Source organism: Microtetraspora fusca, from assembly GCF_001570365.1.
GTDB classification, from domain to species: Bacteria; Actinomycetota; Actinomycetes; order Streptosporangiales; family Streptosporangiaceae; genus Microtetraspora; species Microtetraspora fusca.
Window position 1 is genome coordinate 135,861 of the sequence record NZ_BBYK01000043.1, and the last position, 24,681, is coordinate 160,541.

19 protein-coding genes are annotated in these 24,681 nt (G+C 69.9%); 9 read left to right on the plus strand and 10 right to left on the minus strand.

Features of this window, described 5'->3' with window-relative positions; genetic code table 11:
• Window positions 1-18 precede the first annotated feature (18 nt).
• Window positions 19-168, plus strand: coding sequence for a hypothetical protein (locus tag AWQ68_RS43515; RefSeq protein WP_169808899.1), 150 nt, complete (start codon window positions 19-21; stop codon window positions 166-168).
• Between the two features lie 81 nt (window positions 169-249).
• Here AWQ68_RS43515 and AWQ68_RS11600 read toward each other — a convergent pair whose 3' ends face one another.
• Window positions 250-1,473 carry an ABC transporter ATP-binding protein gene (locus tag AWQ68_RS11600; protein WP_066938982.1) on the minus strand — a complete coding sequence of 408 codons (1,224 nt, stop codon included), beginning with the start codon at window positions 1,471-1,473 and terminating at the stop codon, window positions 250-252.
• 223 nt (window positions 1,474-1,696) lie between these two features.
• On the opposite strand from AWQ68_RS11600, the gene AWQ68_RS11605 reads away from it, so the two are divergent.
• Together AWQ68_RS11605 and polX are read left to right on the plus strand one after the other, a co-directional pair.
• Window positions 1,697-2,704 carry a LacI family DNA-binding transcriptional regulator gene (locus AWQ68_RS11605; RefSeq protein ID WP_066938985.1) on the plus strand — a complete coding sequence of 336 codons (1,008 nt, stop codon included), beginning with the start codon at window positions 1,697-1,699 and terminating at the stop codon, window positions 2,702-2,704.
• A gap of 201 nt (window positions 2,705-2,905) precedes the next feature.
• Window positions 2,906-4,630 carry a DNA polymerase/3'-5' exonuclease PolX gene (gene polX / locus AWQ68_RS11610; protein ID WP_066939475.1) on the plus strand — a complete coding sequence of 575 codons (1,725 nt, stop codon included), beginning with the start codon at window positions 2,906-2,908 and terminating at the stop codon, window positions 4,628-4,630.
• A gap of 157 nt (window positions 4,631-4,787) precedes the next feature.
• Here the strand turns inward: polX and AWQ68_RS11615 are convergent, their stop codons facing one another.
• The 3 genes from AWQ68_RS11615 to AWQ68_RS11625 all read right to left on the minus strand — a co-directional run bounded on the left by AWQ68_RS11615 (window position 4,788) and on the right by AWQ68_RS11625 (window position 7,150).
• Window positions 4,788-6,059 (minus strand): RNA polymerase sigma factor, encoded by a 1,272-nt coding sequence (locus AWQ68_RS11615; protein WP_066938988.1) that lies wholly within the window; start codon window positions 6,057-6,059, stop codon window positions 4,788-4,790.
• 8 nt (window positions 6,060-6,067) lie between these two features.
• Complete coding sequence (locus AWQ68_RS11620; protein WP_066938992.1) at window positions 6,068-6,412, minus strand: YciI family protein; 345 nt, start codon at window positions 6,410-6,412, stop codon at window positions 6,068-6,070.
• Window positions 6,413-6,658: 246 nt separating this feature from the next.
• Window positions 6,659-7,150 (minus strand): glutathione peroxidase, encoded by a 492-nt coding sequence (locus AWQ68_RS11625; RefSeq protein ID WP_066938995.1) that lies wholly within the window; start codon window positions 7,148-7,150, stop codon window positions 6,659-6,661.
• A 447-nt stretch (window positions 7,151-7,597) separates the two neighbouring features.
• Between AWQ68_RS11625 and AWQ68_RS44850 the strand changes: the two genes are divergently transcribed.
• The 3 genes from AWQ68_RS44850 (at window position 7,598) to AWQ68_RS11640 (ending at window position 14,844) form a co-directional block, all read left to right on the plus strand.
• Entirely contained in the window at window positions 7,598-8,257 is a 660-nt protein-coding gene (locus AWQ68_RS44850; protein ID WP_245655867.1) for an aggregation-promoting factor C-terminal-like domain-containing protein, read from the plus strand.
• 690 nt (window positions 8,258-8,947) lie between these two features.
• Window positions 8,948-11,041, plus strand: coding sequence for a DUF4082 domain-containing protein (locus AWQ68_RS11635; protein ID WP_066938998.1), 2,094 nt, complete (start codon window positions 8,948-8,950; stop codon window positions 11,039-11,041).
• A 236-nt stretch (window positions 11,042-11,277) separates the two neighbouring features.
• Window positions 11,278-14,844 (plus strand): DUF4082 domain-containing protein, encoded by a 3,567-nt coding sequence (locus tag AWQ68_RS11640; RefSeq protein WP_066939002.1) that lies wholly within the window; start codon window positions 11,278-11,280, stop codon window positions 14,842-14,844.
• Between the two features lie 121 nt (window positions 14,845-14,965).
• On the opposite strand, the gene AWQ68_RS11645 is transcribed toward AWQ68_RS11640, so the two are convergent.
• Complete coding sequence (locus AWQ68_RS11645) at window positions 14,966-15,616, minus strand: TetR/AcrR family transcriptional regulator C-terminal domain-containing protein (RefSeq protein WP_084463883.1); 651 nt, start codon at window positions 15,614-15,616, stop codon at window positions 14,966-14,968.
• An 86-nt stretch (window positions 15,617-15,702) separates the two neighbouring features.
• On the opposite strand from AWQ68_RS11645, the gene AWQ68_RS11650 reads away from it, so the two are divergent.
• Window positions 15,703-16,815, plus strand: coding sequence for a ferritin-like domain-containing protein (locus AWQ68_RS11650; protein ID WP_066939483.1), 1,113 nt, complete (start codon window positions 15,703-15,705; stop codon window positions 16,813-16,815).
• A gap of 30 nt (window positions 16,816-16,845) precedes the next feature.
• Here the strand turns inward: AWQ68_RS11650 and AWQ68_RS11655 are convergent, their stop codons facing one another.
• Window positions 16,846-17,199, minus strand: a complete 354-nt coding sequence (locus tag AWQ68_RS11655) for a DUF202 domain-containing protein (protein WP_066939005.1) — start codon at window positions 17,197-17,199, stop codon at window positions 16,846-16,848.
• Window positions 17,196-17,528: a YidH family protein gene (locus tag AWQ68_RS11660; protein ID WP_066939008.1), complete on the minus strand. Its 333-nt coding sequence runs from the start codon at window positions 17,526-17,528 to the stop codon at window positions 17,196-17,198. The genes AWQ68_RS11655 and AWQ68_RS11660 overlap by 4 nt, the downstream gene beginning before the upstream one ends.
• A 301-nt stretch (window positions 17,529-17,829) precedes the next feature.
• Here AWQ68_RS11660 and AWQ68_RS11665 point away from each other — a divergent pair, with 301 nt between their 5' ends.
• Window positions 17,830-18,105 (plus strand): ubiquitin carboxyl-terminal hydrolase 14, encoded by a 276-nt coding sequence (locus AWQ68_RS11665; protein ID WP_066939011.1) that lies wholly within the window; start codon window positions 17,830-17,832, stop codon window positions 18,103-18,105.
• A 21-nt stretch (window positions 18,106-18,126) separates the two neighbouring features.
• Here the strand turns inward: AWQ68_RS11665 and AWQ68_RS11670 are convergent, their stop codons facing one another.
• Window positions 18,127-19,716 carry a Na+/H+ antiporter gene (locus AWQ68_RS11670; RefSeq protein ID WP_066939013.1) on the minus strand — a complete coding sequence of 530 codons (1,590 nt, stop codon included), beginning with the start codon at window positions 19,714-19,716 and terminating at the stop codon, window positions 18,127-18,129.
• A gap of 50 nt (window positions 19,717-19,766) precedes the next feature.
• Window positions 19,767-21,197 (minus strand): chromosomal replication initiator protein DnaA, encoded by a 1,431-nt coding sequence (locus AWQ68_RS11675; RefSeq protein ID WP_157545168.1) that lies wholly within the window; start codon window positions 21,195-21,197, stop codon window positions 19,767-19,769.
• 367 nt (window positions 21,198-21,564) lie between these two features.
• Between AWQ68_RS11675 and AWQ68_RS11680 the strand changes: the two genes are divergently transcribed.
• Window positions 21,565-23,538, plus strand: a complete 1,974-nt coding sequence (locus AWQ68_RS11680; protein ID WP_066939019.1) for an ATP-dependent DNA helicase — start codon at window positions 21,565-21,567, stop codon at window positions 23,536-23,538.
• A gap of 211 nt (window positions 23,539-23,749) precedes the next feature.
• Here AWQ68_RS11680 and AWQ68_RS11685 read toward each other — a convergent pair whose 3' ends face one another.
• Entirely contained in the window at window positions 23,750-24,586 is an 837-nt protein-coding gene (locus AWQ68_RS11685; RefSeq protein ID WP_066939485.1) for an MOSC domain-containing protein, read from the minus strand.
• Window positions 24,587-24,681: the final 95 nt, after the last annotated feature.

Here is a 24,681-nt window from a genome sequence, read left to right on the forward strand (position 1 = left end):
CATAGGAGCGTCCCTGACATGTACGGATCCCTCTGGCGGCGGCTGCCCGGCGGCGTGCCGGTGCGGCTGTTCCTCTTCCTGGCGCTCGTCGGGATCGCCGCCGGCCTGCTCTGGTACGTCGTGTTCCCCTGGCTGGCGCCCCGGGTGCCGATCGACCAGCCCTGGTGAGCCGGGCGCCCGGAGACGCCGAAGGGCCCTCGCCGCAAGAGGGGAAGGCGGCGAGGGCCCCGGGAAGGCGAGCCGTACGGCTCAGCGGCCGACGTTGGCCTCGTGCCCGATGGCGAGGCCGGAGTCGACGTCGAAGAAGTGCAGGTTGTGGGTGTCGACGACCAGCTCGACGTTCTGGCCCGGGCGGACGTGGCTGCGGGCGTTGACGCGGGCGGTCCACAGCGACTTGTCGCCGGCGAGCGGCAGGGCCGCCGCCTCCTCCTCGTCACCGTCGTGCTGGGCGGCCACGGTGTCCTTGTGCTCGACCGGCGGGGCGTCGATCGTGAACAGCACGTTGATCTCCGAGCCCAGCTCCTCGGTCACGTTGGCGCGGACCGGGATGCGAGCCCAGCCGGCGGCGTTGCCGTTCGCGGCGCTCGCGTCCTCGAAGTCGGACGGGCGGATGCCGAGGATGATCTTCTTGCCGAGGTAGCCGTCCAGGCCCGGCTTCTCGGTGAAGGTGGAGTCCGGGACCGGGAGCTTGTACCCGGCGAACGCGACGGCCGCGCCGCTGCCGTCCCGGACCAGCTCGGCGTAGGCGAAGTTCATCGACGGCGAGCCCATGAAGCCGGCGACGAACAGGTTGACCGGGTTGTCGAACAGGTTCTGCGGGGTGTCGACCTGCTGGAGCAGGCCGTCGCGCAGGACGCAGACCCGGTGGCCCAGCGTCATGGCCTCGACCTGGTCGTGGGTGACGTAGACGGTGGTGACGCCGAGACGCTCGTGGAGCTGGTTCAGCGAGGCGCGCATCGAGACGCGGAGCTTGGCGTCCAGGTTGGACAGCGGCTCGTCCATCAGGAAGGCCTGCGGCTCGCGGACGATGGCGCGGCCCATGGCGACACGCTGGCGCTGACCGCCGGAGAGCGCGGCCGGCTTGCGCTTGAGGTACTGCTCCAGGCCCAGCATCTTGGCGGCCTCGTTGACGCGCTTGGAGATCTCGGCCTTGGGCATCTTGCGGAGCTTGAGGCCGAAGGCGAGGTTCTCCTCGACCGTCATGTGGGGGTAGAGCGCGTAGTTCTGGAAGACCATCGCGATGTCGCGGTCCTTGGGCGGCAGGTGGTTGACCACGCGGTCACCGATGACGATCTCGCCGCCGCTGATGTCCTCCAGGCCCGCGATCATGCGCAGGGCGGTGGACTTGCCACAGCCGGAGGGTCCGACCAGCACCATGAACTCGCCGTCCCTGATCTCCAGGTTGAGGCCGTTCACAGCCTTGACGCCACCCGCGTAGATCTTGTCCACGCCGTTCAGAACGATAGAAGCCATCTCAGTCCTTCGTCGCTTCCTGACGATTCCGCCCCGTCCTGCAGTCGCGGGTCCCCCCCGATGCGGGCTGGGCTTTCTCCTGGGGATGACCGCAGGAAGTGGATACGTTTTCAGGAATCACACCGGACAGATCGGGACCTGTCAACCCAATCTGCTTGTCACGCGGGGCTCGTTATCGTTCCGAGACTCGCGATAATCATGGAAATATGCTGGAATCGTTTCCATGGAGAGCTCGGGACAGCGGCGTACGACGATCAAGGACGTGGCGGAGGCGGCCGGTGTGGGCGTCGCGACCGTCTCGCGGGTGCTGTCGGGCGGGTCGGCGAGCGCCGGGGCACGGGAGAGGGTCCTGGCCGCGGCGGCGCGGCTCGACTACCACCCGAGCGCGCTCGGCCGGAACCTGCGCCGGCGCCGCACGGGTGGCGTCGGCCTGCTCGTTCCCGATATCACCGACAGCTTCTACGCCCGCCTCGCCGACGGCGTGCTGTCCTGCGCCCGCTCGTACGGCGAGCCGGTCACGGTGGGCGTCACCGGCGACGACCCGGAGCGGGAGAGCGAGTTGATCGGCACGCTCATCGAGCAGAGCATGGACCGCGTGATCGCGGTGCCGTCCGGCGACGGCGACGTGTGGGACCCCGTGCTCCGGGCCGGGGTGAACGTCGTCTTCGCGGGCCGGCGGGCCGACCCCGACGTACCGGACGTGCCGGCCGTGCTCGCCGACGACCGCGACGGAGTGCGCACCGCCATGGAGTACCTGACCGGCCTCGGCCACCGGAAGATCGCGTTCCTGGCCCGGCGCGGCCAGTCCCAGCGGGTGGCGGCCTTCACCGGCGCGCTCGCGGCGCTCGGCGTGCCGGTGGAGGATGATCTCGTCGTCCACGCGCGGGCGAGCCGCGACTCGGCCTACGCCGCCGCGGCGGGCCTGCTGCAGCGCCACCCCGACGTCACCGCCGTACTGGCCGGAGGCAACATCCTGGGCGAGGCGGCGGTGCTGGCCGCCAGGGAGCTGGACGTGCGCGTGCCGCGCGACGTCTCGCTGATCATGTTCGACGACGTGCCCTGGGCCGAGCTGTGCTCTCCCCCGCTCACGGTCATCGCGCAGCCGGCCCAGGACATCGGGTACCGCTCGGCCGAGCTGGTCCTCCGCCAGGGGCGCCGGCCACGCGAGGTCGTGCTGCCGTCCGAGCTGGTCGTCCGGGCGAGCTGCGGTCCCAGGAGGCCGCGCCGGTAGGGGCCGTCGGCCGCCGTGGATCGGCCATGGCCTCTGGCTGGTCACGAGACAGCCAGCTCAGCGGCGAGTCGCCCCGCTTTTCGGGATGCGCCCACTGCTCCGGGACGCCGTCCCATACGGGACCTTCAGCCCTATCTGCCCCCGCTCTCGGCGGCCGATTCTGGAGAAAAGCCATGTCGAACCCCGGCGGGGGTGTCAGCCGTGGAACGTTCGAATGACCAGGTCGCGAACCTGCTGCAGGAGTACGCGGACCTCATCGCCATCACGGGCGGCGACGCCTACAAGGTGAGGGTGTACGAGAAGGCGGCCCGATCGGTCGGCGGCTACGCCCGCGACATCTCCAAGATGGACGCCGGTGAGCTGCGCGGGATCCCCAACGTGGGCACGTCGATCGCGGCGAAGATCGAGGAGTTCCTGCGTACCGGGGCGATCCACCAGCTCGAGGAGCTGCGTAGCAAGATCCCGGCGGGCGTCCGCAGGCTCACGGTGATTCCCTCGCTCGGCCCGAAGAAGGCCATGATGCTCTACCACGAGCTGGGCATCGACTCGATCGAGTCCCTGGAGGGGGCGATCAGGGCAGGCATGCTGCACGATCTGCACGGGTTCGGCGCCAAGACGGAGGAGAACCTCCTGCACGGCATCGAACTGATGCACAAGGCGGGCGAACGGGTGGATCTCGGCGTCGGGATGAGCCTCGCGGAGGAGATCGTCGCGGCGCTGAGCCGGGTGCCGGGATGCGAACGATGCGTGTACGCGGGGTCGCTGCGCCGGATGAAGGACACCATCGGTGACATCGACGTCCTCGCCACCTCGCGCGAGCCCGCGGCGCTCATGGACGCGTTCACCCGGCTCCCCACCACCGGCGAGGTGATCGCGCACGGAGACACCAAGACCTCGGTCCGCACCGTCGCCGGCCTCCAGGTGGACCTGCGGGTCGTGCCCGCCGACTCCTGGGGCGCGGCCCTGCAGTACTTCACCGGATCGAAGCCGCACAACATCCGGACGCGGGAGATCGCCGTCCACAAGAAGCTCAAGCTGTCCGAGTACGGCCTGTTCGACGTCACGACCGGGGAGAAGATCGCGTCCACCGACGAGGCGGACGTGTACGGCATGCTCGGGCTGCCGTGGATCCCGCCGACGCTGCGCGAGGACAGCGGCGAGATCGAGGCGGCGCTGCGCGGTGAGCTTCCGCGGATCGTGACCGAGACGGATCTCTGCGGCGACCTGCACACGCACACGAACCTGACCGACGGGCTGGCGCCACTGGAGGAGATGGTCGCCGCGGCGGCGGAGCGCGGATACGCCTATTTCGCGATCACCGATCACGCGCCCGAGCTCTACATGCAGCGGATGACCGACGAGAAGGCCCTGGCCCAGCGCGAGCAGGTGCGGAAGCTGGACGGCGCGTACGGCGGGATGCGGCTGCTGCACGGCACCGAGCTCAACATCGACCCGGAGGGGAAGGTCGACTGGCCGCCGGAGTTCCTGGCCGGATTCGACCTGTGTGTGGCCTCCTTGCACTCCTACTTCACCCAGTCGCGCGAGGACACGACCCGGCGGTTGCTGCGGGCCTGCGAGAACCCGCACGTCAAGATCATCGGCCATCCGACCGCCCGCGTGATCGGCAGGCGGGAGCCGGTGGACGCCGACTGGGACACGGTGTTCATCGCCTGCGCCCGCACCGGCACGGCGCTGGAGATCGACGCCTTCCCCGAGCGTCTCGATCTCCCCGCCGACCTGGTCCGGCGGGCGTCGGGCAAGGGCGTCCTCTTCGCCGTCGACAGCGACGCGCACGCCGTGCCCCACCTGGCCAACATGCGGTACGGCGTGGCCACCGCGCAGCGCGGCTGGCTCACCCCCGATCAGGTGATCAACACCTGGCCGCTCGACCGGCTGCTGCGGTTCCTCCGTGCGGGCCGACCCTGACATAGCGGGCCCTGGCTGGTTCGAATCACGGCGCGGGAACCATCGGGGGCCGCCGTCTCCGCCGGGGCGGCGTGTCAGGGCCGTCCCGCCACGGCGTCGCCGCCCAGTGCCCTCACCGATGTCCGCCGTCGGCCGCCCGCATCGCGGCGACTCTCCGTCACCGCTCGCCTCCCTCCGGGCCGGCCACGGGGTCGCCGAGGCACCGGTCGGTCAATGCCCGTCGCCGCTGAAGGAACGCGCGTTGGGGCTCGCTGTCCGTGCGGGCGATCGCCGCCTCGTACGCGGCCACCGCCTCCGCGCACCGGCTGAGGCGGCGCAACAGGTCGGCGCGGATGGCGTGATAGAGGTGGAACCGCTCCAGCCCGGAGTCGTCCAGATCGTCGACCAGGGCGAGGCCGGTGGCCGGGCCGTCCGCTTCGGCCACCGCGACGGCACGGTTCAGCGCGACGACCGGCGTCGGGGTGTACGCGAGTAGTTGGTCGTACAACTGCCGGATCTGTCCCCAATCGGTGTCGGCCGGCTCGGCGGCGTCGCTGTGCACCGCGTTGATCGCCGCCTGGATCTGGTACGGCCCCGGCCGGCCGCGGCGCAGGCACCGCCGTACCAGTGCCTGACCCTCGGCGATCAGGGCCCGGTCCCACCGGGCGCGATCCTGGTCGGCGAGCGGCACCAGGTCGCCGTCGTCGTTCGTACGGGCCGCGCGGCGGGACTCGGTCAGCAGCATGAGCGCGAGCAGGCCCTGCGCCTCCGGCTCGTCCGGCATCAGCTCGACCAGCCCGCGGCCGAGCCGGATGGCCTCCTCGCACAGGTGGGCACGCGACAGCCGTTCACCCGAGCTGGCCGTGTAGCCCTCATTGAAGATCAGGTAAATGACCGCGAGCACCGACTTCAGCCGTTCCGGCAGGTCCGCGCCCTGAGGCACCCGGTAGGGGATCCCGGCACTCTTGATCTTGTTCTTGGCGCGTACGAGCCGCTGTGCCAGGGTCGGCTCGGGAACCAGGAACGCGTGGGCGATCTCCGCGGTGGTCAGCCCGCCCAGCAGGCGCAGGGTGAGCGCGACCCGCGCGTCCACGGCCAGCGCCGGGTGGCAGCAGGTGAAGATCAGCCGGAGCCGTTCGTCGCGCACGGGGCTCTCCTGCGGTGGACCGTCCGGTGTGAGCAGGGCGACCGCCTGCGCCTGCCGTTCGGCACGGGTGGACTCCCGGCGCATGCGGTCGATCGCCCGATTACGCGCGGTGGTGATGATCCATCCGGCCGGGCTGGGCGGCAGGCCGTCGCGCGGCCACCGGTCGGCCGCCGCGGTGAACGCCTCCTGCACGGCCTCCTCGGCGACATCGATGTCGCCGAGGGCCCGGACCAGAACGGCCACCGCGCGGCCGTACTCGGCGCGGAAGACCCGCTCGATCTCGGCGATGGAAACGGGCTCCATCGGATGGGTCAGTCCACGGTCTGCATCGGCCGGACCTCGATCGGTAGTCCGGCCGCCTCGGACAGCTTGCGGGCCCACTCCACCGCGGCGTCCAGGTCCGTCGCGCGGATCACGGTGAACCCGCCGATGTGCTCCTTGCCCTCCACGAACGGCCCGTCGGTGAGCAGGGCGTCGCCGTCCTTCGCCCGCACCACGGTGGCCGTGCTCGCGTGGTGCAGTCCGCCGGTGAAGACCCACGCGCCGGCGTTCTTGACCTCCTTGTCCCAGGCGGTGACCCTCTCCATCACCCGCGCGAGTTCGGGCGCCGGCAACTCTGCGTCCGGCTGGTACACGTTCAGCAGGTACTGCACCATTTGACTGTCCTCCTCGGATGTACGACCGATCCTGTCGGCCAAGCCGGTCCCCGCCCGGCCTTCTACCTCTCATACGAGCGGCGTCTGGCCGGATCGACACTCCGGCGAGGAAATCATGGACGCGTTTCTCCGGGCCCTACGGCGACGGCCCGTGGAGGGCGTCGGGAGCCGCCCGCCGGAGGCACACGGGTAACCCAGAGGTGCGCCCCCGGCGGGCCGGGCGCCGCCGATGTCAGGCGGAGGGTGTCAGGCGGAGACGGTCTTCTCGATCGCCGCGACGACCTCGGGCGCCTCGGGCTCCGTACGCGGCCGGAACCGCTCGACCACCTCGCCCGCGCCGTCCACCAGGAACTTCTCGAAGTTCCACTGGATGTCGCCCGCGGCGCCCTCCGCGTCGGGCGTCTGGGTCAGCGACGCGTACAGCGGGTGCCTGCCGTCGCCGTTGACCTCTATCTTCTCCAGCAGCGGGAAATCCACGCCATACGTGGTGGAGCAGAATTCCTGGATCTCCTCCGCCGAGCCGGGCTCCTGGCCCATGAACTGGTTGCAGGGCACGCCCACGACCGTGAAGCCGCGCCCGCCGTAGGTCTCCTGGAGGCGCACCAGGCCGGCGTACTGCGGGGTCAGCCCGCACTTCGACGCCACGTTGACGACCAGGGCCGCCCGGCCGCCGAGGAGGCCGCCGAGGGTGGTCTGCGTCCCGTCCAGGGTCCGCACCGGGATCTCGAGAATGCTCATGGCGCCGACTTTACCTAGAACACCGTTCGGCGAGACGCGACGGAGGCGGGTAAAAGTTCCACCGCGGCCCGGTCACGCCACCGTCGAGCGGGTGGCGGATGCGCTGGTCAGAGCGGGTGCGAGCGGCAAACCCCAAGCCACGATCAAACTTACGGAACCGCCGTCCCCGCTCCCGCGACCGCATGTCCAGCGAGTTCTCTCAGGAGCTCCAGAAGTCGGCGGGCGAGCGGCAAACAACTTCCTCCAGCGTGTCGCAGTTCACCGAGTCGGGCCGCGGCGGCTACTTCAATCCGGCTGAAGAGCCCGTCGCGGCGCCTGCCCGGGAGTGCACGTTGGATCCGGTGAGGCCGAGCGGACGGCCGTGCCCACGCCATGGGTGATGGACCGCCGGACGGGGCGCCCACGTGCGCCCCGCGTTCCGCACGCGACCCGACGACAAGGACCGAATTGGACAGCAACAGAGTCAGCAACAGAGTTCTGGTACGGAACACTGCGGTCGCGATGATCGCGGTCTCGGTGGTCGGAGGCGTGGGAAGCGGCACCGCCGCCAGCGCCGAGCAAGCCCAGCAGACCGGACGGACCGCCGCCGCCACGGTTAAGGCCTCCGCGGAGACGTCCGCGGAGGCGACCGCGGGGAAATCCGCGGCGGGGAGCACCGCCGCCGAACCCGCGCTGACGGGATCCGCAGAGGCGGCCGAACGCCAGGCGGACGCCGCCTCCGTGAGCGGCATAACGACAGTTCACACCGCCGTCTGGAGGACCAGCGCCCAGGCCGTCAAGCCCAAGGTGAGCGTGACGGCGCCGGCGATCCTCAACAAGGCGTACGCCTTCCGGCTCGTGGCTCGGCGGTCATGGCCGGGCACCCAGTTCCAGTGCCTGGACAGCCTGTGGACGAGGGAGAGCGGCTGGAACCACCGGGCGGAGAACCCCTACTCCGGCGCGTACGGGATCCCGCAGGCGTTGCCCGGCAACAAGATGAGCGGGACCGGCCTCGACTGGCAGTTCAATCCGCTGACCCAGATCAGATGGGGGCTGAAATACATCAGGACCCGGTACGGCTCACCGTGCGGGGCATGGGGACACTTCCAGTCCCACAACTGGTACTGAGTGTTCCGATCATCACGACGCGTAATGAAGCTCAGGTGATGTGAAACCTCTGACAACCGAGGAGTGACCAGGGGAAGGGCTCACTCCTTGGGAAGCGCCCGGGGCCGCGGCTCGGGCGCTTCCCCTTGATTTTCCGTGAGGCTGTTTCGATCTTCCCGAGGACAGCCTCGAACTTTCACCGTCGTCGCGTGCGTGATTGAGCGGCGCGTCAGGACTTCTCCCCCATCGCCGAACCGGGCTCGTCCCGCACCGAGGCCAGGCTTCCGCTCCGCCGCCGTCCCCCGGCCGGCTTCATCTCCCGATGGCGAAGTCGCACAGCGCTTCCCGGGACCCGCCGCCGAAACCCCCTTGCACGATCACGTTCTTGCCGTGATCATTCCGTTTACAAGGTCATGAATCGCGCTCGGATCATATTGCGATACCCCAAATTACGAAATATCAGGAAAATTCGTAATTCCCGACGCGAAGTTAATCATGACCATACCCTCTGGCGATCAGGAATTTCCGGAGGTAATGTCGGAGTCAACCGCGACCCGCCGCTTTTCTCCCGAAGCCGCGCGGGCGGCGCACGGAGGAGCTTCCCCACCGAACATCGGTGGCCAAAAACGGCAAATGCCGCATTTTCATATCTCTGCAGCCATCGGCGCCCGGCCGCAAGAGCCGGCATGGCAAAGATTGAAGTTGACTCGTATGTCCGCATCTCATCGCGACGCCCCTCCCCCGCCCCCCGATGCGGCGGAGCCCGCACAGCGCGCGCACGCGAGAACGCGCTTCCTGCGCGCCGTCCGCGGCCGCCGCCCGCTGCTCGCGGCCGCGATCGCCGCGGTCCTCGCGCTCGGCGCGATCGTCATCCTGCCCGGTGCGGCCGGGGCCGTCCAGGCACCGGTGACCCTCGGCTCCGCGTCGACCTACGCCGTCCTCGGCACCACCCTCGTCAGGAACGTCAACCAGACCAGCCTCACGGGAGACCTCGGGGTCAGCCCCGGTGGATCGGTCTCCGGATTCCCGCCGGGCACCGTCACCGGCACCATCCACATCAACGACACGAGCTCCGCGAACGCCAGGTCGGATGCCACGGCCGCCTACAACGACATCGCCGGGCGGAGCGGGGCCGCGAACGTGAACGCGGAGCTCGGCGGCACGACCCAGACCCCGGGGCTCTACACCACGTCGAGCGGCAACTTCACGATCACGGGCACCCTGACGCTCGATGCGCAGAGCGACCCGGACGCGGTCTTCATCTTCCGGGGCAGCACACTGGCCGCCGCGAACACCAGCAACATCAACCTGGTCAACGGCGCCCAGGAGAACAACGTGTTCTGGGAGTTCACCGGCAACACGAACTTCGGCCAATACTGCACGTTCCGTGGCAACGTCCTCACGCAGGGCACCGCGGCGCTCGGCTTCGGCGCGTCGATCTCCGGCCGGATCCTCGCCCTGAGCGCGGACGTCCAGATCCAGGGCACGAACAACGACCTGCCGCCCACCCTCGTCGCCGTACCGAACAACCCGCCGACCACCACGACGCTCACCGTCTCGCAGAACCCCTCGGCGCAGGGGCAGCCGGTGACGTTCACCGCCACCGTCAGCGCGGTCAGCGGCTCCGTCGTTCCCGCGGGCCAGGTGGCCTTCAAGGACGGCACGACCGTGCTCGCGATCGTCTTTGACCAGAGCGTCGGGTCGGTCACCTACACCACGTCGTCGCTCCCCGCGGGACAGCACTCGATCACAGCCGTCTATCTGGGCGGGAACACGCCCGACAACGAGGCGATCATCCACTTCGCCCCCAGCAAGTCGGCGCCGATCACACAGGTGGTGACCGCCTCGCTCTGGGACAGCGTGGCAACCCCTGCCGTGTCGTCGACCAATGATCCGCAGGCCGTGGTGCTCGGGGTGAAGTTCAAGGCCACCACGGCCGGAACGGTCACCGGCATCCGCTTCTACAAGGGAGCGAACAACACCGGCACTCACACCGCGAGCCTGTGGACCATCGACGGCCGGCAACTCGCCACCGCGACCTCCAGCAACGAGACCGGGTCCGGCTGGCAACAGGTGAACTTCCCCACCCCCGTCCCCATCACCCCGAACACCGCCTACGTCGCCTCCTACCACACGACTTCCGGAGACTATTCGGTAACCCGCTCCTACTTCACATCCGCCCGCAACAATGACCCGCTGATCGCACTGGCCGACGGCGACCAGGGCGGGAACGGCGTCTACGCCTACAGCGCCACCAACACGTTCCCCACGAACACCTTCCAGTCCACCAACTACTGGGTCGACGTCGTATTCGTCTCGTCGGCCGGCTTATGGAGCAACTCCACGACCCCGGCGGTCGCGACGCAGGCCGATCCGCAGGCTGTGGTGCTGGGCGTGAAGTTCAAGGCCGTCGTCGCCGGCACGATCAGGGGCATCCGGTTCTACAAGGGGCCGCTCAACACCGGCATTCACACGGCGACTCTGTGGACCATCGACGGCCAGCGACTCGCCACCGCGACCTTCACCAACGAGACCGCCTCCGGCTGGCAACAGGCGAACTTCCCCACCCCCGTCCCCATCACCGCGAACACTCCTTACGTCGCCTCGTACTTCACGCCGTCCGGAAGCTACTCGGTGACGCGCCCCTACTTCACCTCCCAATACAGCAACGGGTCGCTGATCGCCTTCCAGGACGGCGACCAGGGCGGAAACGGCGTCTACACCTACAGCGCCGCCAACGCGTTCCCCACGAACACCTACCAGTCCACCAACTACTGGGTCGACGTGGTATTCGACATCACCTGACGCTCCGGTCGTATGCGGGGGGCCGTGAGATCCGCTACACGGCATCCCCATCCACGTCCCCCCGGCCCGCTCTTCGCGGTCCGGTCAACCGGAAAAACGGCTTTCCGGAGAAGGCCCCGTCCCCTCCCCATTGCGGGAAACTCTCCGAGTTTCTCGCATAAACCATACGTCCGGCGCCGGCCCCGCTCATTTCCATTCACCTCCTGGCCGCGCCGGGCAGTGAAATGGAAATGCGCATGCCAGAATCTACGAAAAAAGCGTCATCCGACCGGCGACTGCTCCGGGCGTTCCTGGTCGCCTTCGGTCTCGGCCTGATCGTGGTCATCACTCTGCTGGGCTCGTCCTCCTCCGCCGAGCCGGCCGCGCAGGGCGGGCCCGTTCTCCACACGGGTACGGTGGCCGGCGCCGGCACCGCACTCCCCGCGGCATGGAGTCGCGACGAGGCGCGCAGGACCGGCTTCGCGACGGCCCTGCGCCGGGAAGCGGCCCGAGGCGCGGCGGCCGAGAGCGCCGGCGCCCAGACCCGCGCCCTCCAGGCGGCCTGCAACCCGCCGACCTCGGTCATCTGCGTCGAGAACAGCCTGCCCGGCACCCCGCCGAGCCAGTGGGATGTCCCGGGAGCGGGCAGCAGCAACATCCAGGGTTTCGCGACCCAGATGAGCGTCGACCACGGGCAGACGATCCAGTTCAAGGTCAACACGAACGCGACCGCCTATCGCGTCGACATCTACCGCGTCGGCTACTACGGGGGCAACGGCGCGCGGCAGATCACGACCATCACCCCCTCGGCCACCCTGCCGCAGACCCAGCCGACCTGCGTCACGGACACGTCGACCGGGTTGTACGACTGCGGGAACTGGGCCGTTTCGGCATCGTGGGCGGTGCCCTCCACTGCGGTCTCGGGCGTCTATCTCGCCAACCTGGTCAGGACGGACGGCACGACCGGCGCGAGCCAGATCATCTTCGTGGTGCGGGACGACGAGCGCGGGTCGGACATCCTGCTGCAGACCTCCGACGCCACGTGGCAGGCGTACAACACCTTCGGCGGCGGGAGCCTCTACCTGGCGCCGACCTCCGCCGGGCGCGCCTACAAGGTCAGCTACAACCGGCCGGTGACCACGCGGGGCAGCAGTTGCTGCAACGGATCGGTGGAAGGCTACTTCTTCGACTCCGAGTACCCCATGATCCGATGGATCGAGGCCAACGGCTACAACGTCAGCTACACCACCGACGTGGACACCGCCATGCGCCCGGCGCAGCTGCTCGGCCACAAGATGTACATGTCCAGCGGCCATGACGAGTACTGGTCCAACGAGATGCGCAACAACGTCGTCGCCGCTCAGAACCAGGGCGTCGACCTCGCCTTCTTCTCCGGGAACGAGATGTTCTGGAAGACCAGGTGGGAGACCAGCATCGACGGCTCGGCCACGCCGTTCCGTACGCTCGTCTGCTACAAGGAGACGACGGCCAACGCCAAGATCGACCCGAGTCCGCAGTGGACCGGCACCTGGCGCGACCCCCGTTTCTCGCCTCCCTCCGACGGCGGACGGCCGGAGAACGCCGTGACCGGCACGTGGTTCCGGGTGAACGGCACGGCGAACAACTCGATGACCGTCCCCGCCGAGTTCGGCGACATGCGACTGTGGCGCAACACGTCCATCGCGTCGTTGCCGCCGGGTCAGACCGCCGTCTTCCCCGCGGGCACGCTCGGCTACGAATGGGACGTGACGCCCGACAACGGGGTGGAGCCCCCGGGCCCGGTCAAGTATTCGAGGACGTCCGTCACCGTGACGAGCACCTACCTGGTCAACTTCGGCAGCGCGTACGGCCCCGGCACCGCGACCCATGCTCTGACGCTGTACAAGGCCTCGAACGGCGCGCTGACCTTCGGAGCGGGCACCACCCAGTGGGCGTGGGGACTGGACGCCGTGCACGACAGGGCCGGGTCGCCCACCGACGTCAACATGCAGCAGGCCACGGTCAACCTTCTCGCCGACATGGGACCCCAGCCGGCCAGCCTCCAGCCCGGGCTCGTCCCGGCCACCGCGTCGACGGACACCAGCCCCCCGACGTCCACCATCACCAACCCGGCGGGCGGCAGCATCGTGGACACTCTGACGACCACCGTCATCCAGGGAACGGCCTCCGACACCGGCGGCGGCGTGGTGGCGGGTGTCGAGGTGTCGGTCGACGGCGGCGCCACGTGGCATCCGGCGACAGGTCGCTCAAGCTGGCAGTATCGCTGGGAGCCCACGACCGCCGGCCCCGCGACGATCAGCGTCCGAGCCGTGGACGACATCGGCAACCTCCAGACGGCTCCGACCACGGTGAACGTCAACGTCGTCACGGCGTGCGACGCCTGCACGATCTTCTCCCCCACCGACGTGCCCGCTCTGGACTCGTCCCCCGATGCCGGCTCGGTGGAACTCGGGGTCAGGTTCCAGGCGAGCCAGGCGGGCGTCATCAGGGGCATGAGGTTCTACAAGGGCGCGCTCAACACGGGAACGCACACCGGCAATCTCTGGAGTTCGAGCGGCCAGCTCCTGGCGAGCGCGACGTTCACCAACGAGACGTCGAGCGGGTGGCAGCAGGTGGACTTCGCCACTCCTGTCTCCATCACCGCCGGCACGACCTATGTCGCCTCGTATTTCGCACCGTCGGGGCACTATTCGGTAACACGCCCGTATTTCACTACCCCGCACAAGAACGGGCCGCTCACAGCCCTGGCGGACGGCGCTGGCGGCGGCAACGGCGTCTACAGTTACGGCGCGACCAGCTCGTTCCCCACCAATACCTTCCAATCCACTAATTACTGGGTGGACGTGATTTTCATCCCGACGAGCAGCCTGTGGGACGACACCTTCATCCCCGCGGTCGTGTCGAGTCCGGACTCCCAGGCCGTCACGCTCGGCGTCAAGTTCCAGGCGGTCACGACCGGCATGGTCACCGGCGTCCGCTTCTACAAGGGCTCCCAGAACACGGGGACCCACATCGGAAGCCTGTGGACGAGCAGCGGGCAGTTGCTCGCCAGCGCGACGTTCACCAACGAAACGGCGTCGGGGTGGCAGCAGGTGACGTTCTCGACCCCGGTCTCGATTGTCGCCAACACCACGTATGTGGTGTCCTACCTCGCGCCATCAGGACATTATTCGACGACCAACTCCTACTTCACCGGCGCCTACGCCAACGGGCCGCTCGTCAGCCCGCAGGACGGCGACCTGGGCGGCAACGGCGTATACGCCTACGGCTCGACGAACACGTTCCCCGGCAACACGTACCAGGCCACCAACTACTGGGTCGACGTGATGTTCACCCCGTCGGCGAGCCTGTGGGACAACGGGGCGGACCCGGCCGTCGTGAGCCAACCCGACCCGCAGGCCGTGGCACTCGGCGTCAAATTCTCGTCCCTCACCGAGGGCAGCATCCGGGGCATCCGGTTCTACAAGGGACCCTTGAACACGGGGACCCACACCGTGAGCCTCTGGACGAGCGACGGCCAGCTGCTCGCCAGCACGACGTCACTCGGGGAGACCGCCTCCGGCTGGCAGGAGGTGTTCTTCAACTCACCCGTCCCCATCGCCGCCAACACGACGTACATCGCCTCGTACCACACCACGTCCGGCTATTACTCCGTGTCGCGCCCGTACTTCACCACGCAGTACACGAACGAGCCCCTCATCGGGCTCGCGGACGGCGCGCAAGGCGGCAACGGCGTGTACAGCTACAGCGCGACGAACACCTTCCCGGTCAACACCTATCAATCCAGCAACTACTGGGTCGACGTCGTCTTCGACGTCTACTGAAGTCCGTCGAGGTCTCACCGGCGACGGCTCCGCCCAACGGGCGGAACCGTCGCCGCTCGGCGGCCCGGTGAGCGCCGTTGAGTTCGCGTGGAGGCGGCGCCCGCCGGCGTTCCGGGTGATGTCACGCCTGCTCGCGGCCGGTCAGGCCGCGCTCGCCGAGCCGCACGGCCATGGCCTGCACAAGCAGCTCCAGCCCGAACTCGAACTCCGCCTCGTGGTCGCAGGCGGCGAGCTCCGACGTGCGGGCGTACAGCTCGGGGAAGAGGGCGGGGTCGGCCACGGCCACCGGGACGTCCGGCCGCACAGGCGCGAACGTGGGCGTCACCCCGACCTCGCGGAGCAGCGAGCCGACGATGTAGGCGATGAACATGCGCAGCATCCGCACCGCCTCCTCGCCGTCGAACCCGGCCTCGCGCAGCGTGGCCAGGGCGCGCTCGGCCGGGATCATCCCGGCCGGGGAGCTGAGCTGGCGGCTCACCACCACCATCGTGCAGCGCGGGTAGTGGTGGGCGATCTGGCGGAACGCCCGGGCCTGGATCCGGACACGGTCGGTCCAGTGGGCGGACGGGTCGTCGGTGAACTCGATCTCCGAGAGCACCGCCTCGGCCACGCCGTCCAGCAGGGCGGACTTGTTCGGCACGTGGTTGTAGAGCGACATGACGCCGACCCCGAGCTCGGCGGCGATCCGGCGCATGGAGATCGCGTCCGCGCCCTCGCGCTCGATGAGTTCCACGGCGGCGGCGACGATCCTCGCCCGGTTCAGGGTCGACATGGCAGCGATTCTCCCCCAGGGCATTGACGACGTACAGCGTACGTGACACGGTCGGGACGTACGGTGTACGTAGACGGGAGGTCAAGGTGTCGACCCACGAGCTTTACACCATCCCCGCCGAGCTCTCCACATGGGATGTGGAGATGGCCGGTTCGGCCCGGTTTACTTGGGAATACGACGACGGCCGGGACCGGATGCTCGCCCTTTACCAGAAGGGCAAGGACAAGCAGTGGGACTCGGTCAAGCGCATCGACTGGGACATCGAGGTCGACCCGTACAACGTGCTCGGCCTGCCCGACAACACGATCGCGATCTACGGGACTCGCCTGTGGGAGCGGATGGGCGAGAAGCAGCGCCAGGATGTCCGGCTGCACGGCGCGGCCTGGCAGTTCTCCCAGTTCCTGCACGGCGAGCAGGGGGCGATGATCTGCTCGGCCCGCATCGTGGAGTCGGTGCCCGACCTGGACTCGAAGTTCTACGCCGCGACCCAGACGATGGACGAGGCACGGCACGCCGAGACCTACGCCCGCTTCCTGAAGGAGAAGGTCGGGCTGGCCTACCCGATCAACGAGCATCTGAAGGCCCTGCTGGACAGCACGCTGAGCGACTCCCGCTGGGACATGCCCTACCTCGGCATGCAGGTGCTGATCGAGGGCCTGGCCCTGGCCGCGTTCGGTGTGATGCGCGACATCACCACCAAGCCGCTCCCCAAGCAGATCCTCGCGTACGTGATGCAGGACGAGGCGCGGCACGTCGCGTTCGGCCGGATGGCGCTGCGCGACTACTACAAGAACCTCTCCGAGGCCGAGCGGCGCGAGCGCGAGGACTTCGTCATCGAGGGCTGCTACCTGATGCGCGACCGGCTGCGCGGGCGCGAGACGTGGGAGGCCCTCGACCTGTCCAAGCAGGAGGTCGACGAGGCGATGGGCTACGTCGACGAGTCGGACTACCTGCGCCTGTTCCGCTCGCTGCTGTTCAGCCGGATCGTGCCGTGCGTCAAGGACATCGGCCTGTGGAGCCCGCGCCTGCAGCAGGCCTACGCCGACATGGGCGTCCTGGAGATGGCGGGGCAGAGCCTCGAGGCGCTGATGAAGCAGGACGAGGATATCGCCGACAAGCTGGACGCGGAGCGGTTCGCCCGCGAGGAGGCCGAGCGCCACGAGGAGGTCGCCGAGACCATCGCCATGGCCGCCGACTGACTCCCGCGCCGCCGGTCGCGGGCGCCGCGCTCACAGCGAGAGCACGAAGATCGCGGCGCCCGCGACGACCGCCAGGACGCCCCACCACGCGAGCAGCGCGTCGGTCATGAAGTTCAGCGGGTGCCCCAGGTGCAGCGCCCGCTGCAACCGGCGGAAACGGGCGCCGACACGGACGAGCAGCGCGGTGCCGCAGAGCGCGCCGAAGGAGAAGGCGGCGAGCTCGACCCCGCCCATGCCGTGCCGTACGGTGACGCCCGTGGCGACGAGGGAGAGCGAGCACAGGGCCACGGCGGTGCGGACCCACGCCAACCGGGTGCGCTCGTTCTGGAGCCCCGGGTCCCAGCTCGCCAAGGTCGGGTCGGCGCCCGCCTCGGTGTCCGTCATGCCAGCACGATCAGCAGGAGGGCGATGACCGCCACCCCGGCCACGCCGTACCCGAAGAGGGGCGCGAGGGCGGGCGGGGGCAGCGGGTCCTGACGGCGCAGCGCCCGCTGGACGCGCCTCCACCGGGGGTAGGCCATGACGGCGGTCACGGCGGACAGCACCACGAGCACGACGGCGAGCAGGGTTTTGATCCAGTCCACGAAGATGTGGGACGGGACCGCCGCCATCGCGATGCCGCCCGCGCTCATCGCGAGCGAGGTGCTGAGCCAGGTGAGGAACGTCCGCTCGTTGGCCAGCGTGAATCGCGGATCCGGTTCATGCCCATCCATGAAGCGAAGGATATTTTGCGACATTCCCCCTTAGTTATGATGGAATGCCGGAAACGAGGACACCGTTACAGGTGTGATCGACATCCATGCCGGAGATCGTGACCCGGCTTTTCCGAGGACTTAATAGGGAAACCCCCGGAAAGCGAGATCCCTGGCGGGCACGAGGAGCACACCACCCCGAGTGGCCTTCGCGGGGCGTGTCCGATGACGAGCGGCGACATCGGGAACCGGAGACCCGAGGACGGCCGCGGTGACAGGACAGGCCTGGCGACCGGCGGACGCGGAGAGATCGGAGGAACCCATGGCGACGTGTGAACACCTGGAGGGCGCCGACTCCCCGGCGCCGGTGACGCCCGAGGGCTGCGCCGAGTGCCTCGCTATGGGGATGCACTGGGTCCATCTACGCAAGTGCCTGCGTTGCGGGCACATCGGATGCTGCGACTCCTCCCCCGGACGGCACGCCACCGCGCACTTCCGGGAGACCGGGCACCCGGTGATCATATCGTTCGAGCCCGGCGAGAACTGGCGCTGGTGCTACCTCGACAACCTGATGGACTCACCCGGCGGCCTCGCCTGACCTCAGGTCGCGCCTCCGCGATCAGTCGCGGACGAGGGTGGCCTCCTCGAAGTCGAGCTCCTGCATCATCCGCCGCAGCACCTCGTCGTCGATGCGGCGCTCGTCGCGGAGCCGGATGATCACATCTCGCTCCGTGTCGATCATCTCGCGGCGCAGCCGCCGGTAGAGCGACGCCGGCGTCTCCTCCCCCTCCGGTCCGGTGCCGCCGCCCAGCCGCTCCCAGGCGTGCATCGCCCTGCGCTCGGTCCGGGCGCGCAGCACCTCGACGACCTCCTCGTGGACGTCCAGGACGCCATCCGCGATCATCTCGTCCAGCCGGGCCAGCGCGGCGTCGGCGGCGGCCTGCTGCGCGGCGGCCTCGTGCAGGTCGTCCTGGTAACGCTCACGCTCGTTGGACACGCCCAGCTTCCTGATCAGCCAGGGGAAGGACAGTCCCTGGACGACCAGCGTGCCGATCACGATGACGAACGTCACGAACAGCAGCAGATTGCGCTCGGGAAAGTTCCGCGGCAGGGCGAACGCGGCGGCGAGCGAGACCACGCCCCGCATCCCCGCCCAGCTCAGGACCACCACGTACCGCCAGGGCGGCCGGACGGGTTCGCGCCGCCTGATCCTCTTGGACAGGATCCGCGGCACGTACGTCGCAGGGATCACCCAGACGACCCGTGTCACCACCGCCACCAGCAGCAGGACCAGCGCGTACGTCAGGATCCGGGCCGGGCTCTCCCCCTCCAGCCCGAGCAGGATCGGCCGGAGCTGCAGGCCGATGAGGATGAAGACGATCGACTCCAGGATGAAGTCGGCCACCTGCCAGACCGCGTTGGACAGCAGGCGGGTCCCGTAGGAATAGTGGCTCATCCGATAGCCCAGATACAGGCCCACGATCACCACGGCGATCACGCCGGAGGCGTGCGTCAGTTCCCCCGCCAGGTACGCGACGTACGGCAGGAGCAGCGACATCCCGTTGGTGACGAGCGCGTCGGTGAACCTGCGCAGCACCAGCCCCGCCGTGTACGCGATGGCCAGCCCGATCGCCACCCCGACACCGGCGGCGTAGAGGAACTCCCCACCCGCCTGGACGAGGCCGACGCCCGTCCCGACCACCGCGCCGACCGCCACCCGGAACGCGGTGAGGGCGGTGGCGTCGTTGAACAGGCTCTCGCCGATCAGGATGGTGAGCGGCCGCCGCGGCAGGCCGAGCCTGCGGCCGATGGCGACCGCGGCGACCGCGTCCGGCGGTGCCACGATCGCTCCGAGCGCGAAGGCGGCCGCGAGCGGCAGCTTCGGGATCATCAGGTGCGCGACCATGCCGATCACGACGGTGGTGAACAGCACCAGGCCCACCGAGAGCAGGCCCACCGCGCGCGCCGTGTCCCGCAGCCGGAGATAGGAGCTGTCCAGCGCCGCCGAGTACAGCAGGGGCGGGAGGAAGACCAGCAGGACGACGTCGGGGTTCAGCCGATATTCGGGCACGCCCGGCACGTACGACAGGACCAGTCCGACGATCACCAGCAGCAAGGGGGCCGACAGGTCCCGTCTCCTGGCGATCCCGGCGACCACGAGCGCGCCGACGGCCAGCAGGACCAGCCCGGCGACCGTCGAGATGTCCATCAATCGTCGAGCGTACTCGCGCGCTCGTCACGGACGCCGGGCGGTCCCCCTCACCAGTCGCGCTCGTCCCGCGGCTCGGGGCGCGCCTGCTCGCCGGTGCTGTAGATCGGGTCCTGGATGTAGGGCCGGGTCAGCGACGGGTCGGTCTGGCGCGACGCCGGGGCGCCCAGGCCGAGCGGGTCGTTCGGGTCCACTCCGGTGGGCGGGGCGGCCTGCGGCTGGCCCGGCTGCGGCTGCTGCTGGCCCTGCGGCGGGTAGGGCTCGGGATCGAACCGGTAGGCCGGACGGCCCGGCACCGGCGAGGGGAACTGGTACACCGGCTCCCCCGGGTCGTACCCGCCGCCGGAGGGGTCCCCGGACCGGGGCGGCGCGTCGTAGGAGCGCGTCGCCTGGTCATACGGATCCCTGTCATACGGATCCCTGTCGTGCTGGTCCCGGTCGTACTGGCCCGGCGGTTCGTACCTGCCGGTCTCGTAGTGGGCCGTGTCGTACTGGCCGGTGTCGTACTGGCCGTATCCCGGAGGGGTGGGGTCGTAGGGCAGGGAGTCGCCCACGATCATGTTCTCCCTCGGGACGCTGTCGGCCGGTGAGGCCGCGCGCCGGTCCCGGCCGGGATTGCCCCTCGCCACGAGCACGTCGTTCGGACCGACCGCGGCCGGAGCGGGCTCCTGCTGGTACGGCGGCTGCTTGCCGTAGTCCGGTTCCGGCTGCCCGTAGTCGGGGCGGCCGTAGTCGGGGTCGGGCTGGCCGTACTCGCCGCCCTGACGGCCGTAGCCGGGGTCGGGCTGGCCGTACTCGCCGCCCTGGCGGCCGTAGTCCGGCTCCGGCTGGCCGTATTCGGGACCGGGACGCCCGTAATCGGGCCCGGCCTGCGGGTATCCGCCGTCCTGCTGGCCGTACCCGCTGTCGGGGTAGCCGCTCTCGGGGTAGCCGCCCTCGGGCTGGTCGTAGCCCGCGTCCGCGCGCCCGTACCCGCCGTCGGGGTGCCCGTAGCCCCCGTCGGAGTATCCGTAGCCGCCGTCCTGCTGGGCGTAACCGTCGTCCGGCTGACGGTAGCCGCCGTCCGGCCCGGCCTGCGCGTACGCGGGGGCCTGAGGCTCCTGCTGGAACGGCACCACGTCCTGGTCGGCCGCGCCGTACCCGTCCTGCCCCTGCTGCTGCGGGTATCCCTGGGCGGGGAGCTGCGGCCGCGTGTACTGGCCGGTGCCGGGGTACTCGCCCGTGTTGACCGGGTGCAGCGGACCGGTTCCGGGGTCCTCGTCGCTGTACTGGCCGCCCGCCTCGGTGAAGCCGTCGTCCAGGGTGTCGATGAGACGCCCGACATCGGCCATGGGCATGCGGAAACTGGCGGTGCACATCTCGCCCCGCCAGAGGCTGAGAACCAGCGTTCCCTCATGCCAGGTGACCCGGAGCACGCGGTCCTGACCACGGGCGTCGAAGAACACCTCACCGAACGATGGCAGTGGGACAACTTCCGACATGGAGGACATAGTGCCTTTACCTGCCCTTATCCGTCCACTCGACCAGGCGAATCCCTACAGTAACGCCTGTTCCGGCACCGTTTCGGAGCCCCCGGCCCCGTACCGGGTAGATCGTTACTTGACCGAGTGGGGCTCGCCCGCAAGTGTGCCACGCGCCCCGCTCCGCCGAACCGGGAACGACGGGATGTGGCGGGCCCGTCACAGAAGCCGTCTCAGGAGCGATTACGGAAGCCGCCGGAAGAGACGCGGGGACCCGCCGTGATCCGGCGAAACGGCCTTCCGGGACGAGGACGTGGAGCCCCCGGAATCGGACCGCCGGGCAGGACGCGAAGCGACGAATGTCGGCGGCAGCGGGTAGCGTTCTCCCGTGCCATCCAGTGACTCCAAGATCGCGCTGCCCCCTGTCGACGAGCTGCTCACCGTGGCGGTGACCGGCCTCGGAGGCGCCGAGCGGCCCGGTCAGGTGACGATGGCACGCGCCGTGCAGGAGGCCGTCGAGAGCGAGCGGCATCTGGCCGTCCAGGCGGGCACGGGCACCGGCAAGTCGCTCGCCTATCTCGTCCCCGCGATCAGGCACGCCATGGAGACCGGCGACGCGATCGTGGTCTCGACCGCCACGATCGCGCTGCAACGCCAGCTCGTCGATCGCGACCTTCCGCGGCTGGCGGACGCGCTGGAGCCGCACCTGCCGCACAAGCCCGAGTTCGCGATCCTCAAGGGGCGGCGCAACTACCTCTGCCAGTACAAGGCGTCCGCCGGCATGCCGGACGACGAGGAGGACCAGCTCTTCGACCCGCGCGAGGTGAGCGCCACCGGGCGGATGGTCCAGCGGATCCAGGAGTGGGCGAACGAGACCGAGACCGGCGACCGGGACGAGCTGGTCCCCGGCGTCAGCGACCTCGCCTGGCGGCAGTTCTCCGTCCACGCCAAGGAGTGCCTGGGGGCGCAGCGGTGCCCGAGCGGCGCCGAGTGCTTCGCCGAGCTGGCCCGGCAGCGGGCGGGCGAGGCGGACGTCGTGGTCACCAACCACGCGCTGCTGGCGATCGACGCGATGGAGGACTTCGCCGTCCTGCCCGAGCACGACGTGGTGGTGGTGGACGAGGCGCACGAGCTGGTCGACCGGGTGACCTCCGTGGTCACCGACGAGCTCTCCGAGAGCAGCGTCGGGCTCGCGGTCCGCCGGGCCGGCAGGCTGCTCGAGCAGGGCGTGGCCGACCGGCTCAAGGAGGCCGGCGAGGATCTCGGCGCGCTGCTCGCGGCGGCGCCGGCCGGGCGGGTCGACGACCTCCCCCAGTCCCTCGGGCTCACCCTCGCGCTCGTCAGGGACGCCGCGTTCGCCTGCATCACCGCCCTCGGCCCGCGCAACAAGGACAAGGACGACCCGGAGAACGCGGGTGTGCGCAAGGCGGCGTTCACCGCGCTGGACGAGGTCCACGACACCGCGCAACGCATGCTCGACGCGTTCGGCGCCGAGTCCGAGGCCGACCGCTCCGAGGTGGTCTGGCTGGATGCCGGGCACGGCCGGGTGCCGCCGACGCTCCGGGTGGCCCCGCTGTCGGTCGGCGGGATGCTCCGCGACAAGCTGTTCGGTGACCGGACGGTGATCCTCACCAGCGCCACGCTGGCCCTCGGCGGCTCGTTCGACGGCATGGCCCGGCAGTGGGGCCTCACCGACGACTGGACCGGACTCGACGTCGGCTCGCCGTTCGACCACCCGCGCAGCGGCATCCTGTACGTCGCCAAGCATCTGCCGCAGCCGGGCCGCGACGGCCTGCCCGAGGCGTACCTCGACGAGATCACCGAACTGATCGAGGCGGCGGGCGGGCGCACCCTGGGGTTGTTCTCCTCGATGCGGGCCGCCAAGGCCGCCACCGAGGCGCTGCGCGAGCGGCTGGACGTGCCGCTGCTCTGCCAGGGTGACGACTCCACGTCGCTGCTGGTGAAGCAGTTCGCGGCCGATCCGGCCACCTGCCTTTTCGGCACGCTGTCGCTGTGGCAGGGCGTGGACGTCCCCGGCCCCTCGCTCACCCTCGTGATCATCGACCGGATCCCGTTCCCGCGTCCCGACGATCCGCTCGCCTCGGCCCGGCAACGCCACGTCGCCGCCAAGGGCGGAAACGGCTTCATGAGCGTCGCCGCCACGCATGCCGCGCTGCTCCTCGCCCAGGGCGCGGGGCGGCTGCTGCGCTCGATGACCGACCGGGGCGTGGTCGCGGTCCTCGATCCGCGGCTGGCCACCGCCCGCTACGCCGGTTTCCTGCTGGGCTCGCTGCCGCCGTTCTGGCGCACCGGCGACCCGGCGAAGGTGCGCGACGCGCTGCGCCGCCTCGCCGCCTCCTGAGCGCTGTGCGCCGCCCGCGCCGGGCGGCTCGCCCGCGCCGACCGGCTTCGCCGACACCCGCCGTGCTCAAGCTGCAGCAGCTCCGGGAGGAGACCGTCGGCGCCCCCTGAGCCCCGGCCCTGCCGCGTCCGCCGACCTCGCGCTGTGCGCGCCCATGCCCACCGGCTTGGCCGCCCCCTCAGCCGGGCCGGTGCCCATGAGGCCGCCCTGCTCAGGCGGACGAGGCGCGCGACAGGACGGTGACCGGGTCGCCGACGGCGATCTTCCCCGGACCGCGCGGGACCAGGCGGATGCCGAACCAGGTCTTGCCGTCCCATCTGCGGTGCCGGGCCAGGGTGCGGATGGGCTCCTTCCCCTTCACGCAGGTGTCCGGGTCGATCGTGGTGACGGCGCAGCGGTCGCAGATCTCCGACACCCGGAAGTCGACCTCGCCGATGCGGACCTCGGCCCAGCCGTCCTCCTCGTACGGCTCGGCGCCCTCGACGACCGCGTTGGGCCGGAAGCGGGCCATGGACAGCGGGCCGGGGAGCTCCTCGCCGCCTTCCGCCGCCCCGGCGGCGATCCACTCGTCGAGCCGCCGGAGGGACGACGCCGACGTCAGCAGCAGGGGCGCGTCCCACGCGAAGCTGACCACCTCGCCCGGCTGCCCGCCGTGCGCGGGATCGATGGAGCGGCGCCGGGGGTCGTCGAGCCACACGAGCCGGGCCGGCAGGCCGAGCAGCGTGGAGAACCAGGCGTGCGCCGCCGCGTCGGCGGCCACAGCGTGGTCCAGCCCCGTGAAGCCCACGGGGACGCGGGGGCCGCTCGCGGGCGGCACCACCAGCTCGGGCAGGCCGGGCGCGGCCATGTGGAGACCGCCGTCCTGGAGGTTGCGCGCCGTGACGGAGAGCATGCGCGGGAACTCGCCCAGCCAGAGGTTGTCACCGTCGTCACCGATGACGGCCCACCGGCGATCTCCGTCGAGGCCCCACGGCTCGATGGTCGCCGCGTCCACCGGCACACCAGAAGCCGACTTAAGGGGATAAATGTGGATATCACGGAGGCGCATGATCACACGATAAAGCGCGCCCCCGGCGACATCCAGCACAAATCTCCCCGGTACGGATCAACCGCCCGGCGTCGTGAGCACGGCCTCGACCTCGG

Excerpts from the sequence above, each read along its gene's own strand:
- AWQ68_RS43515 (WP_169808899.1), top strand. The coding sequence starts at position 19 with ATGTACGGATCCCTCTGGCGGCGGCTGCCCGGCGGCGTGCCGGTGCGG.
- AWQ68_RS11600 (WP_066938982.1), bottom strand. The coding sequence starts at position 1,473 with ATGGCTTCTATCGTTCTGAACGGCGTGGACAAGATCTACGCGGGTGGC.
- AWQ68_RS11605 (WP_066938985.1), top strand. The coding sequence starts at position 1,697 with ATGGAGAGCTCGGGACAGCGGCGTACGACGATCAAGGACGTGGCGGAG.
- AWQ68_RS11615 (WP_066938988.1), bottom strand. The coding sequence starts at position 6,059 with ATGGAGCCCGTTTCCATCGCCGAGATCGAGCGGGTCTTCCGCGCCGAG.
- AWQ68_RS11620 (WP_066938992.1), bottom strand. The coding sequence starts at position 6,412 with ATGGTGCAGTACCTGCTGAACGTGTACCAGCCGGACGCAGAGTTGCCG.
- AWQ68_RS11625 (WP_066938995.1), bottom strand. The coding sequence starts at position 7,150 with ATGAGCATTCTCGAGATCCCGGTGCGGACCCTGGACGGGACGCAGACC.
- AWQ68_RS11635 (WP_066938998.1), top strand. The coding sequence starts at position 8,948 with ATGTCCGCATCTCATCGCGACGCCCCTCCCCCGCCCCCCGATGCGGCG.
- AWQ68_RS11640 (WP_066939002.1), top strand. The coding sequence starts at position 11,278 with ATGCCAGAATCTACGAAAAAAGCGTCATCCGACCGGCGACTGCTCCGG.
- AWQ68_RS11645 (WP_084463883.1), bottom strand. The coding sequence starts at position 15,616 with ATGTCGACCCTGAACCGGGCGAGGATCGTCGCCGCCGCCGTGGAACTC.
- AWQ68_RS11655 (WP_066939005.1), bottom strand. The coding sequence starts at position 17,199 with ATGACGGACACCGAGGCGGGCGCCGACCCGACCTTGGCGAGCTGGGAC.
- AWQ68_RS11660 (WP_066939008.1), bottom strand. The coding sequence starts at position 17,528 with ATGGATGGGCATGAACCGGATCCGCGATTCACGCTGGCCAACGAGCGG.
- AWQ68_RS11665 (WP_066939011.1), top strand. The coding sequence starts at position 17,830 with ATGGCGACGTGTGAACACCTGGAGGGCGCCGACTCCCCGGCGCCGGTG.
- AWQ68_RS11670 (WP_066939013.1), bottom strand. The coding sequence starts at position 19,716 with ATGGACATCTCGACGGTCGCCGGGCTGGTCCTGCTGGCCGTCGGCGCG.
- AWQ68_RS11675 (WP_157545168.1), bottom strand. The coding sequence starts at position 21,197 with ATGTCGGAAGTTGTCCCACTGCCATCGTTCGGTGAGGTGTTCTTCGAC.
- AWQ68_RS11685 (WP_066939485.1), bottom strand. The coding sequence starts at position 24,586 with ATGCGCCTCCGTGATATCCACATTTATCCCCTTAAGTCGGCTTCTGGT.